At 48.3% G+C, this 12,497-nt stretch carries 9 protein-coding genes; 5 read left to right on the forward strand and 4 right to left on the reverse strand.

Features of this window, described 5'->3' with window-relative positions; translation table 11 throughout:
• Positions 1–38: 38 nt before the first annotated feature.
• Positions 39–5,159: a S8 family serine peptidase gene (locus L2713_RS07795; protein WP_248967505.1), complete on the reverse strand. Its 5,121-nt coding sequence runs from the start codon at positions 5,157–5,159 to the stop codon at positions 39–41.
• Positions 5,160–5,451: 292 nt separating this feature from the next.
• Between L2713_RS07795 and L2713_RS07800 the strand changes: the two genes are divergently transcribed.
• From L2713_RS07800 to L2713_RS07815, 4 genes are read left to right on the forward strand one after another with little or no spacing between them, the layout of a single operon-like run.
• Entirely contained in the window at positions 5,452–6,294 is an 843-nt protein-coding gene (locus L2713_RS07800) for a MipA/OmpV family protein (RefSeq protein WP_248967506.1), read from the forward strand.
• On the forward strand, positions 6,284–6,703 hold the full coding sequence (locus L2713_RS07805; protein ID WP_248967507.1) for a DUF3019 domain-containing protein: 420 nt from the start codon (positions 6,284–6,286) through the stop codon (positions 6,701–6,703). Before L2713_RS07800 ends, L2713_RS07805 begins: the two co-directional genes overlap by 11 nt.
• On the forward strand, positions 6,700–7,416 hold the full coding sequence (locus L2713_RS07810; RefSeq protein ID WP_248967508.1) for a response regulator transcription factor: 717 nt from the start codon (positions 6,700–6,702) through the stop codon (positions 7,414–7,416). The genes L2713_RS07805 and L2713_RS07810 overlap by 4 nt, the downstream gene beginning before the upstream one ends.
• 11 nt (positions 7,417–7,427) lie before the next feature.
• Positions 7,428–8,657 carry an ATP-binding protein gene (locus L2713_RS07815; protein ID WP_248967509.1) on the forward strand — a complete coding sequence of 410 codons (1,230 nt, stop codon included), beginning with the start codon at positions 7,428–7,430 and terminating at the stop codon, positions 8,655–8,657.
• A 14-nt stretch (positions 8,658–8,671) separates the two neighbouring features.
• Here L2713_RS07815 and rlmC read toward each other — a convergent pair whose 3' ends face one another.
• The 3 genes from rlmC to ohrR all read right to left on the reverse strand — a co-directional run bounded on the left by rlmC (position 8,672) and on the right by ohrR (position 11,759).
• Positions 8,672–9,826, reverse strand: a complete 1,155-nt coding sequence (gene rlmC, locus L2713_RS07820) for a 23S rRNA (uracil(747)-C(5))-methyltransferase RlmC (RefSeq protein ID WP_248967510.1) — start codon at positions 9,824–9,826, stop codon at positions 8,672–8,674.
• A 179-nt stretch (positions 9,827–10,005) separates the two neighbouring features.
• Positions 10,006–11,181 carry a glycerol-3-phosphate dehydrogenase/oxidase gene (locus L2713_RS07825; RefSeq protein WP_248967593.1) on the reverse strand — a complete coding sequence of 392 codons (1,176 nt, stop codon included), beginning with the start codon at positions 11,179–11,181 and terminating at the stop codon, positions 10,006–10,008.
• An 80-nt stretch (positions 11,182–11,261) separates the two neighbouring features.
• Positions 11,262–11,759 carry a transcriptional regulator OhrR gene (gene ohrR, locus L2713_RS07830; protein ID WP_089067084.1) on the reverse strand — a complete coding sequence of 166 codons (498 nt, stop codon included), beginning with the start codon at positions 11,757–11,759 and terminating at the stop codon, positions 11,262–11,264.
• A 128-nt stretch (positions 11,760–11,887) separates the two neighbouring features.
• On the opposite strand from ohrR, the gene ohr reads away from it, so the two are divergent.
• Entirely contained in the window at positions 11,888–12,313 is a 426-nt protein-coding gene (ohr, locus tag L2713_RS07835; RefSeq protein WP_011627089.1) for an organic hydroperoxide reductase Ohr, read from the forward strand.
• The last annotated feature ends 184 nt before the right edge of the window (positions 12,314–12,497 follow it).

Genomic DNA, 12,497 nt, shown 5'->3' on the forward strand with positions numbered 1-12,497 from the left:
AGGATAAATATCAATTGACTAGGAAGTTAAACTCAAGATTAGTGAGTTTTTCTTCTTCTGATCAATGCACCGAGAGCCAGTAACATAGACAAACCACCTAACGCACCACCGCTGCTATCTTCTGCTGGTGTTTCAGGTGTAGTCGGTGTCACTGGAGTAGTCGGTTCAACACCATCGGATTCAACGGTCAGCATAAAGCTGGTGCTCGCTGCATCGGCTGGGTTTTCCACATCACTTACCGTCACTGTGACTTCTACGTCGCCGTGGAAGTTAGCTTCTGGCGTGATAGTGATGGTTGAACCAGAGGTATTGCCATTCACTACAGCGCTGATGTGCTCACCAGTTACGGTGATCTTGTTCACGCTGTTTTGCTCATCGGCAAACACAACTTTCAGACCTTCTAAGCTAGTGTTTTCCGCAATCGTTTGGTCGGCAATCGCACCAATGCTGATATTGGATGGCACAGTCACAGTGTGGCTCATGCTGATGTCGGCCATACCTTCAACTTGGCTAACCGCATCAACCGTCAACACTTGGCCTGCGGCGTTATTTTTCACGGTAGTCCATGCAGTCACTTCAAACTGTGACGACTCTGGGCCAACGTAGTCATAACAAATCACTAAACCGTTGTTGATTTTGTCCTTCAGATTATTGAAGGCATATTGCTCACCTAGGTACTTCTGTAATGGACCATAGCTATATAAACCACCTTGGAAGCCTTGCAGACCGATAGAGCCACGACCATCTTGAGAACCAAAGTTGATATTATCGTAGGCCATCATCATTTCGTATTCACCGTCGCCGAAGCGGGTGTTCACGTTGAAGATAAGCTCGAAGTCGAATCTATCGTCCTTCTCCTCCCATTGGTAAACACGGTTTGCATCGTATCCTAATGGCTTATAAGAACGTGCATTATCGTATTCCAAGATACCCCAACCGGTTTGAGTACTCGCAATAGAGATACCCGCACGCTCAGCTGTAGTATTGATCAATGGCGCACTCAAAATATCTTGAGTTGCCCCCGCACCTAGGCCATATCCACGCCACAACATACCGATAGAGGCATATGGGAAGCTGTTATATGGGAAGATGTCATGGTATGGGTAGAAGAATGGCTGCCCTTGGAATAAGGACACGATACCGTGACCACGAATTTCCAAGGCGTTCTGCTTCCAAACGTTGATCTTGTCTTGGTTGTTATACAGGTGGAAACTGTCGAACGCACCACCAAACACAGTGCTGATTGGTAAGGTAATACCGTTGCGATACAGGATGTTATTATCCTTACCGCTGAGTGCCTTCCCGTTAGAACCATACTCAACTGGTGCAAAACCACTGAAGATTGGGTAGATAGAGAACTCTTCTAAGTTCACGTAACCGCCTGGCTTCTTGTTACCAAAGTTTGGCGTACGGCACATAGCGTCATCAATGTTAGTGGTGACGTTGTAACGTGGCGCCAGATCGCTGGTATCGGGTTGAACACCGCTGATCGTCAGCTTTCCATTTTCCAGTTTCACATCTTGCACAATCGCGCTTGAAGAGCTCAGTACGTCCTCAGGGCGTAGGCTGAGTCCAGACGGAATGCTCGCGACAATGCTAAATGCACGGTCAGCACCCGTATCGTTAGGTTGCACTTCGAAGGTGAATGGAATTTGATCGCCAGCCACAGCCGCAGTTTGCGTTGCGTCTAAGTGAACATCATTTACGCCACGCTCGAGTTTAAAGGCGACTTTACCAATGTTACCGGCGTTAACCTCTGAGGTACCAAAGTCCAGTAACGAGTAGTACACGTCACCTTCTTTCATCTCTGGCATATCCCAGTTAACTTTGATATCGACAGGATCGCGACCATTGCTCGCAGGTACTTCAACACTCATATCGCTGGCAACTTGGTCCATTACAACGGTCGTCGTATATTGGAAGGTTTCTTCCAGCGCATTGTAATAGTTGTTCGCCGCAGTGCCTTTTCTTGGGTTGTAGAATAACGCCCAATACTGACCTTCTTCTGGCTGGTTAATATTACAGAAGTTGTTGTATTGGATGTGGTTAGACACACAGAGCAATTCTTCGAAAGGATCGGCCTTACCGTTACCGTTATAGTCCTTACCGACGTAAACGATCAGGTTACCTTTGTCTAAAACTTCACTGAGTTCAGACTGAGTCGTACCAAAGGATTCGACGATTAAACGGCGAGCATTCGCTGGCACATCAATCATTTCCACATGGGTAGCTTCGTCGATACGCTCATCCATACTGATGGTCATATCCGCATTGCTGCTCCATGGGAAGTTACCATCGTTATCTTTTGGCAGCACAACGGTTTTCACATCCGCTTTCACAGGGCTAAAGATACGACCATGAATGTTGTCACCTTCAGGTAAATCGATACCTTTGATCACAGCGTTTGCATCATTACGATGAGCCACTGCGCTTAAGCGTCCTGGCATACCGTTTTTGTCATATTTGAAGACCACAGGCCAATGCGCCTCAGAAGCTTTGCCGTTGGCTTCAGTGAAAATCAGGTTTGAATGCAGTTCAACTTCCGCGTTACTAAACCAATCTTGAGTATCCATGATCGATGCTTCGACCACGATATCCATGGTTTCACCCGCAGCTAGCGTAAACTCGCTTGGCGATACTTTAATAGACACACCGTTTTGCACTAACTGTGAACGTGAATCGACGCTCCAATTAATCACATCACCGTTGGTCACACTCCAAGTACCGTCTTTAGTCGCCTTAATGGTACGGATCCATTGACACTTAGGCTTACATTCAAAGTTCACTAACTGTGGAATGTTCAGCTTATGAACCGCGCCGCCGTTGTGTGGATCCGCCGCTTTAAAGCGCTCAACGGTTTCATCCATCACAAAGCCCGCATTTACCGCATTGGCCACGTTGATACGGCCAGTACCCGCACGGTAAGTAGAGGCTAAAGCCACATCACCATTCTTGTCATCCAAGCGATAGTAACGCACTTTGTTTTCAGCCGTCATCGCCAATGCCGATTGGATCTCAGTCGGACTCCAACTTGGCTGTGCTTGCTTTAATAACGCCATAGAACCCGCCACATGTGGCGATGCCATCGAAGTACCGTTTAAGAAAGCAAAGTCGCCCGAAGCAGGTGAACCGCTAAATGGATGCTCATCGGCAAAGGCTGCATAAATACTCACACCCGGCGCAGCAACTGCAGGGATCAACGCTTCTGGCGTCGATGGGCTTGGGCCGCGAGAGGAGAATGCCGCTAACCAATCGGCACGCTCTGGGTCGATAGTGCGTTCGATTGCGGTGCCAGAAATGGTCAGCATGTGGTAGTTACCCTTTGCCAGCCAATCACTTAGACCATAACCCGCTAGGCCGTTATCCCAACGACCGTCCCACTCTTCCTTGGTAATATGAATACTTGGAATAGAGTAAGAAGCCGTAGGCACCAGCGCATCGCCGTTTGCGTAGTTATACATGATCATGCCATCGGCGCCGCCCGCTTTGACGTTATCCGCCTTAGCTGAACGGGCAATACCATTGGCATCGTTTAAGCTGTTACGCTTACACACGACGATCACATCGGTTGGATTACCGTCGCCGTCTTTCAGATCGAAAGTACCCGCAGGGAAAGGCGTACCACAGTATTCATCACCAAAGGCTTTAGCGTTAACCACCATACCCGTGACGGATGTAGCGTTAATCGCCCCACCAACAATTTCGCTCCATTTTGGCACTTCACTGCCGCCCATAGGGTCAATCAGCTTAGTGGTGATTTCCACTTCGCGAGCATGGGTGCTGGCCGCTACGTTCATTAACCAAGGTGACGCGTGGTCAATCAGACCAAAATATTCTTTATAACCCGCTGGTTGACCAGAGTTACCCGCCGCAACCGCAACGGAAATCCCCGCTTCGCGAGCCGATAAGAAAGCTAATTCCACATCGTCAACCCAAGGGTTTGAGTCTTGGCCACCGATTGAGAAGTTGATGACGTCAACGCCATCGTTAATTGCATCTTCAATACCCGCAATCAGCGCCTCACCCGGACAGCCCGCATTGAGCTGGTTATCAGGATGACACACTTGGTAAGCAACGATGTTGGCATGGGGCGCAACACCACTCATGCGTGGGAACAGATTCGGTTTAATCACAGCGCCATCGGATACGGCTTTGCCGCCTTCAGGGCTGACATAATCCACATCCAGCAGCACGTTACCCGCTGCGGTAGAGGCAACGTGTGAACCGTGACCTTGATAGTCTTCACCCACAGCTGGGCGAGTCGCACCATAAACACCACTGGTGAAATTATCGGTAATCACAGGATAAGAGCGAACGCCAATTAACTTGTCGTTACACATGGTCTCAAAACCGCTCTTAGTACAGTCACCTATGTAGTTACCCGCACCCCATGGGTTAGTGTGGTCGTAACCATCATCACCGACATCGGCGAATGAACGGTGATCCGAGTTAATCCCGGTATCGACGATACCAACGATAATACCTTCACCCTTGTAGGCACCCGCATCAGGGGTGGCTTCGCCCGACCAAATCTTGTCGGCTTGGATTAGCTCAGGGCCCGCATCCGATAATAGTTCATAGGTTTTTGAGCGACGAACCGAAGACACATTGGCTAATTGAGACACGCGCTGCGCCTCTTCCTGTGTCATTGCGATAGAGAAGCCGTTGACCGCATTGGTAAATTGTTGACGTACTTGACGTGAACCCACGGTCGATTGAATGTCAGCAATTACTTGTCTTTGGCTGTCGAGTAAGCGACTGCGATAATTCTTTACTGCGCTACTAGCGGGTTGACCGGCAACGAATAATTTTGAGTTTGACGATTTGCCAAAGGTTTTGCTGGTAGCTGAACTGGCGAGCAGTTCCGTGCTGACTTGCGCCAGTGGTTTTTGATTGAGACGAACGATGTAAATCTGCTCACCCGTTAACCCTTCCTCAAATTCGAATTTGTTAGCCTGAGGAGTAATTTGTAGGTTGAGTCCCACCCCAATATCTGAATCATCGATCTTGGCTTCTGGGGCATTTAATTTTGCAATTTGCTCTGGTGTTAACTGCAAACCTTTAAGTTGATGTACATCGCCTATGCTAGCAGCAGCCTGCATAGCACCAGCACCATAAAGGGCGGCAGCAATAGTACAAGTTAGTATTTTAAGCTTCACTTTGCTTTCTCCATTATTGTTATTGCGAGCCGTTTTTAGGGGCCAGCTGCCTAGCGGCATACCATCTAAGCACTCAAGCTGGAGAAAACCTCAACACTTTCACGTAGCATTTTGTACAATTCGATAACACAAGAAAAACACAAAACTCACACATTCCTTTGCAGACAAAGATGTAGCATTTTGTAGCACTATGAATAATTATGCTTAAATTCTGTGAACAAAATGATAGGCTGAGGCTCGTCTTAATGCGGTTTAGCAAAGTATTTGAACAACATTGGGGATTATCTAAGAAGTGACAGTTAAGGTTAAAAAACGATTCTTACTGCTCGCACTACTACTAAGTCAGAGTGCCGCGCTGCAAGCTAAAGAAATTGAAACAGTTTCCGCCGGAGACTGGCAGATTTCCCTTGCCGCGGGTTATGGCGCGCTCGAAAATCCAAGGGCGAAGGTGGATAACGTCAACACTTGGATATTGCCCACTTGGTATTACTACGGTGAGAACTTTTATGTCGAGAACTTCACCTTAGGTTACAGCCTGTATGAGTCGGAAAATTTTATTGTTGACCTGCAGACACGCTTTAATGAGGACGGTTTTTTCTACGAATTCGATGGACTGAATAAACTATTACTGAGTGATATTTTAGGTTATACCCCAGTGAAGCAGCCCATTAATCCAAAAGTCGTTAAATTTGAGGAAATTGAACGCAATCTTTCCTACCTAGGTGGAGTCAATACCACCTGGGTGACACCCTATCTCGATGTGAGTCTCGGATACTTCCACGATATTACTGGGGTGCACCAAGGTAATGAAATTCAAATCAGGCTAAAACGCAGTCAGGCGTTTTCTTGGGGCGCGCTCGGCTTTGAAGTCGGTGCGATTCGAAAAAGTGAAAACCTCGTCAGTTACTACTACAAACTCACCAAGGAAGAAGAAGGCCCACTGCGAACCAAATATCAACCCTCGGCCGCCATCAATTACCATGCCCGTACCGTGGTCAATGTGCCCATTTTCGACAATGTGAATTTTGTTGGGATCCTAGAATATACCTGGTTAGGGCAAGAAATCACCGACAGTGTGCTGATCGATAAGTCCGGCTATTTTTCTGGCTTTGTAGGGTTTAGCTATGATTTCTAAACCTTGTCATTCAAGCTCACTCTGGCTCACCTATTGTACCTATTGCAGCTTAATCTTGGCCTGCTTCGTCAGCCTGACGTCCCTCGCCGACGAGCTAAAAATCACACCGAATACTTGTGCCGTCACCCTCGAAAAGCCCGACTGCCATTTGGACTTACTCATTGAGTATCAATCGGATATTCCGCAGTCACTCTGTGTGTGGCTCACTACGGAAGCGGTCGCACTCACCTGCTTTGAGGACAGTCTCAATTTTAAATACCAAGTGCAATTGACCCTCGCAAAAGATGCCTTATTTGAACTCAGGGATCCGCAAAGCAACCACATAGTGACTACAGCGTTAGTCAAAGTCGCTAAGTTTGAACCCGCCAATCCCAGAAGACGTCGCGGACTAAACTGGAACTTATTATGACAAGCGCGCCAATGTCCGAGCCCCAATTGCAAATCCTGTTGATTGAAGACGACCAACCCCTTGCAGACTTGGTCTGTACCTATTTAACCCAAGAGGGTTTTAAGCTTATCCACTTAGATAATGCCGAAGATGCACTCATCCGCCAGGATACCGATGATTTTGACCTCATCATTTGCGATGTCATGCTGCCAGGACAAGATGGCTTTAGCAGCTATCCGCAGTTGGCCGCGAGTTATCCCTGCCCGATTATCTTCCTAACGGCGCTCGATAATCATGCCGACCAAATTAGGGGATTAAATCTAGGCGCCTGCGATTACTTGCTCAAACCCGTGGTGCCGCCTTTACTGCTGGCGCGGATTAAGGCCAACCTGCGCAAACAACAATCCAGCAGCAGTCGCAGTAAACTTAAGCTACACGACTTATTTTTAGACCCTAACCTACAGCAAGTGAATCTGGGGGATGAAGCCCTCTCCTTTACCACTAAAGAGTTTTCACTGCTGTGGATCTTCGCCCTGCACGCCGGCAAAGTGTTATCGCGGGAGTTTTTATTCGAACAGCTGGTCGGCCGCGAATATGACGGTTTAGACAGGGCCATAGATTTAAAAATCAGCCGCCTGCGTAAACGCTTAGATGAGCTCAATGTGCCGGGATTAGCCATTACGACGATTCACGGCAAAGGCTATTTATTCAATTACTTACCCAAAAAAGGCTAGGTTTAACCGAAATGAAATTTCAGTTCTACCGCTTGTTTATATTTTTATTGTTGTCCTGCGGATTGGTGATCTGGAGCTTTGGTGAACTCGCCGAGCATTTTGCCCACGATGAGTACAACTACCAAATCGACGTCGACGACCTGCTACAAAACTATGATGAGCAGCTTCCGAAGATACAACGCCTCCCCATCGGCGCCCTCTCACTGCCGGAAAACTTAGAGGACTCGCTGCAACAGGGCGCGACCATCGCCCTGCGCCATAGCAGCAATGAGCTTTATTATTACCACTTAGATAAAGACAAACAGCACATCTTGATGCTGGGTCCATTGAAAACCTCTGCGCCCAAAGAGCGTAATACCAGTTTGATTTTATTAGGGTTATATTCATCACTCTGTTTAGTTGCCCTCTGGTGGATCTGGCCGGTATTTCGAGATCTTAACCATTTGCAGCAGGCCGCTATCGAATTTGGCCAAGCCCCGCGCAAACGTCCCAACGAAGTCCATAAACATTCGGCAATTTTCCCGCTTGCTAAGGCTTTTAACAGTGTCAGTCACCAAATCGTCGACTTTATCCAGATGCATAAGGAGCTGTCACGCACCATCTCCCATGAGGTACGCACGCCTCTTGCACGGATGCGCTTTGCGCTGGAAATCATTCGGCCACAGATAGACAGCAATTACGCCAATCGCTTAAATGAAGATATCGATGATATTGAACAGCTTGCTGCAAATTATCTGTCTTTTGCCCGTCTAGAGCATAAGGAAGAAACCCTCAGCCAAGAGTCGCAAGCCATCAGCTTGTTTATGGAAAAGCTGGCCCACAAATACGCTATCTACCAACCTAAGTTCAACATAGTGTTTCACCATGACTCGCAGCAGGCGCATTTCGACCCGATTGCGATGACGATTGCGATTCAAAACCTGATCCAAAATGCCATGCGTTTCGCTCAGCGTGACATCCATGTCCACTTCCATCAGCAAGGAGGCATAAATCGGATTAGTGTTGAGGATGATGGTCCGGGGTTTGAGGGTAAAGGCAAAAAACTGGTGGCGGCCTTCGAGCGGGATAGCCAGCAGAGTGATACTAGTGGCTATGGTTTAGGGCTATATATCGTCAAGAAAATTGCCACTTGGCATTATGGTACGCTGGAGTTAAGCCGCTCACAGGCCTTAGGCGGCGCCGAAATCAGCATTAGCTGGGACGATGCCTTAACGCCTAAAGCCGACACTGACGCCGAGTAATGGCGTGTTGAGGTTTAGTCTTTCACTAATAAGGCTAATACTTCGAAATGATCCGAGTGGGGAAAGAGATCGAACAACTGCACCTTAGTTAACCGATAGCCACGAATATGGCCGAGATCTTTGGCTAAGGTTTTAGGATTGCAGCTGGAATACAAAATCGCCTTAGGGGCAAATTCACTTAAGGAATGGCACAGAGACTCGCCGATCCCACGGCGCGGCGGGTTGACAATAATCAACTCGGGCTTAGTTTGCGCCGCATCGCCCTTGGCAAAGTCAGTGGAATCGAGCGCCATAAACTGTACGTTATCCAGCCCCATCAACTGCGCCGACATCTTAGCGCAGGCAATGGCTTCGGCCTCAATTTCAATCCCTGTCAATGGGATATCCTTAGCTGCACAGTGCAAACCAAAACCGCCCACACCACAAAATAAATCCCAAAGGGAAGCTGGCGCAAAGTCAGCCACCCACTCACGGGCGGTTTGATACAGCTTTGCCGCCACCTGCGGGTTGGTTTGAAAAAAGCTCTTGGGGCGAATAAACAAAGGCACATCGTTAAAGCGCTCTTCGAGGCGAGTGTTTTCGGTTAGGAAAATCTCCTCCTCACCTTCCAAGATGGCCATATGAATAGGCTGCAAATTGACTGAAACGACTTTGATCTGCGGATATTCGGCCATCAGCGCAGGCAATTCACGCTCGATACGGGCTATGGCATCTCGTGAGCGCAGCACAAACCGCAGCATATACTCGCCACGCACTTGGCTGCGCGTCAGTAGGATAAATTTAAGCTCGCCCTTGGCCTTATCGACACGGTAAGGCGGAATGCCCGCCTGCTGAACAAAGCGCTCTAAACGGTGGAGTAAGGCTTGCATATCAGCAGGATACAACAGACAGTCACACAGGCTCACCGCCTCGCCGCTGGGACTAACAATCCCCAGTACAGGAGCATGGGCCGCGCCCAAGACGACCATTTTCGCCTTGTTACGAAAACCGCTGCTGTCACCTACAACCGGAGGTAAAAACTGCGCTTCGGCGTTATCGACAAAAGCCGCTAACAATTGCTGCAATTCTTGGGTTTTGGCCGCCAGTTGCTGCGCCATAGGGAGCTTAATATGGCGACAGGATTGGCATTGGCCTCGTTCAAAATACCCACATTGTACTAATGTACTCACAGCATCGTACCCACAGCAGTGCCCGTCTATCTTATCTATTGAGATGGCGAGTGAAATTTGGATGACAACTGAAGCATAACAAACAGGATTAAGGCCTCAGTCAAAAAGCGCCACACTTTAGCGTTTTTATGCCGAAAAATCACCTTGAAGTGCAGCCTTGGCCGATTATCCGGCCCAGATTAACTTAATCTCAGACTATCGACATCGGCGATGGGAGTACGTTTTCCGAGTTTTTGTTCAACCCACTCAAGCACTTCGGCCGAGGTGCTCCTAAAGGTCGTGAGTTTTCCGCCGTAGAGACTCAGTAATCTCGGGTGAGAAATCGAGGTTTGCATTAGGGTATCCCTTGGGCGCTCAAAGGCGGAGCTTGCCTGTTTAGGTAATACCCTCACGCCACAAAACGTCTGCACTATCTTAATTTTGAGTTCTTCAATCGAAGGTGACATAGGAAAGTAGTGCCGATAAATACCTAAAAGGTAATTTATTTCAGACTCAGTCACATGAGGCTGTGTATCTAGAGATGTCAGCTCGGTTTCTGTGGTGCCAATTAGCAGTTGACCATACCAAGGCATCACAAAAATCACCCGCTTATCGAAGCAAGATTCTAAATATAGGATGCCGTCGGGGGCGGGTAAATCCAACAGTAAATGCGCGCCCTGCACCCAATCCAGCTCAACGCCAGCCAAGGGCGGTGACACCTTTGCCAGCACCTCATTCACCCAAGGACCGGCGGCATTAATCACCAACTTAGCCTCAATCTGTTGCACTTCGCCGCGATGGCGAAAGCTTAAGTCAATTTGCTCACTCAAGTGATTAAGCTGTAAAAACTCCGCCTCGGCATACACATGGGCACCCAATGCCTCGGCACTACGGGCCACCGCTTGGGTCAGCAATTTATCATCGGTTTGCGCATCCCAATACTGGAATACCGCCTTTAACCCCGAGAGCTTAAGCCCTTTAAAACGATGCCAATGTACGGCGGGAATAGACACAAAGCGGCCGAGCGGATCAAATTCACTGAGTAGCGCATACAAACTCAAGCCCGCCCGAATCGTCCAGGGGTTACGCTGACTGTCTTGATAGACGGGAATATAAAAAGGCACTGGCTTGACTAAGCTGGGCGCGAAGTCGAGCAGATGGCGCCGCTCCTGCAAGGATTTGCGCACTAGGTTCACTTGTCCGCTTTCAAGATATCGTAAACCACCGTGGATCAACTTGCTGGAATTAGCTGAGGTTTGACCGCCTATCTCGCCTTTTTCGATAAGCAGGGTCGAATATCCCGCCGCCGCTGCGTATTGGGCGATACCGACACCGCTGATCCCACCACCGATAATCGCAATATCGTATGAGCTCATACCGACTTTATCCATCCCAGCGCCTTGATGGTGTGTTTATCCATGTTCCACTCCCTTGCTATCACAGATTGGCTTTCACACTATTCGATACTGGCGTGCAATTGCTTTAAGGCTTTGTCACACATGGCTTTTAACGCCTTAAGATCTTCTATCTCAGCACCGATTTTACAGCGCATCAGATGCGGGATCTCACTCGCCTCGAGTTTTAGCGCCTGTCCAGCAGTTGTCAGAGACAATACCCGCACCCTTTCATCTTGGTCGCTGCGTCCACGACTCACCAGTCCTTTCGACTCTAAACGTTTTAACAAGGGCGTCAACGTCCCCGAATCGAGGAACAATTTATCCCCTAGGGTCTTCACACTGATCCCCTGCTCCTGCCACAACACCAGCATGACTAAATACTGGGGATAGGTTAAATCCAACTTATCGAGCATAGGACGATAGGCGCGCACCATGGCATTCGCGGCGCTGTAAAGAGAGAAGCAAACCTGATTCTCTAAACATAAGGCATTGTCTGCTTGAGTATTTTCCGCCGTATCCGACGTTTTATCTAAGGATGATAACTCTGAGTTAGGCATAGTCGATCCAAAAAACTTAAGTATATTGTGCACAATATACTTGCATTCAGGGTAAAAATCGAATTATAGTTTATCACAATTAAATTGCGCGCAACTTAAATTATCTTTGACACTATAAGGAACGAAATATGAAAACATTATATGAAACTCGAGCTACCGCCAGAGCCGGTCGCCAAGGCCAAGTCAGTACCGATGATGGCTTACTCGATGTTGCGCTGGCCTATCCAAAGGCGATGGGCGGAAGTGGATTGGCAACCAACCCAGAGCAACTGTTTGCAGCGGGTTATGCGGCCTGTTTCTCTAATGCGGTTTTACATGTCGCCAAAATCGGCAAAGTGGCCATTACTGAAGCGCCAGTCAGCGCAGTAGTTGGCATTGGCGCCAATGATGCGGGTGGCTTTGCCTTAACCGTCGCCCTAGAGGTTAATCTTGACCTTCCCCAAGCCGAGGCCGAAGCCCTAGTGCGTCATGCCCATCAAGTGTGTCCTTATTCCAATGCCACACGCAATAATATCGATGTAAAACTGAGTGTGAATGGCGCGGCGTTAAACTAAGCCCATAAGACAACAGTCACTATCGTCTAAAAAGCACCTCAGGGTGCTTTTTAGTTATCTGCCGCGAATATCCCTTCCCATAAACCTGCCTAACTTCCCAAAAAACAGCTAATCGCGAGTTAACTAACATTTCTTAAAGCTTAATTTAATCAAGGGGATTGAATTCAGTAGAGTAGTAGTCAGA

The sequence above is a fragment of the Shewanella seohaensis genome, from assembly GCF_023283775.1.
Lineage (GTDB): Bacteria > Pseudomonadota > Gammaproteobacteria > Enterobacterales > Shewanellaceae > Shewanella > Shewanella seohaensis.

Coding starts and splice junctions, on each gene's coding strand:
- L2713_RS07805 (WP_248967507.1), top strand. CDS start 6,284: ATGATTTCTAAACCTTGTCATTCAAGCTCACTCTGGCTCACCTATTGT.
- L2713_RS07810 (WP_248967508.1), top strand. CDS start 6,700: ATGACAAGCGCGCCAATGTCCGAGCCCCAATTGCAAATCCTGTTGATT.
- L2713_RS07815 (WP_248967509.1), top strand. CDS start 7,428: ATGAAATTTCAGTTCTACCGCTTGTTTATATTTTTATTGTTGTCCTGC.
- L2713_RS07825 (WP_248967593.1), bottom strand. CDS start 11,181: ATGAGCTCATACGATATTGCGATTATCGGTGGTGGGATCAGCGGTGTC.
- ohrR (WP_089067084.1), bottom strand. CDS start 11,759: ATGCCTAACTCAGAGTTATCATCCTTAGATAAAACGTCGGATACGGCG.
- ohr (WP_011627089.1), top strand. CDS start 11,888: ATGAAAACATTATATGAAACTCGAGCTACCGCCAGAGCCGGTCGCCAA.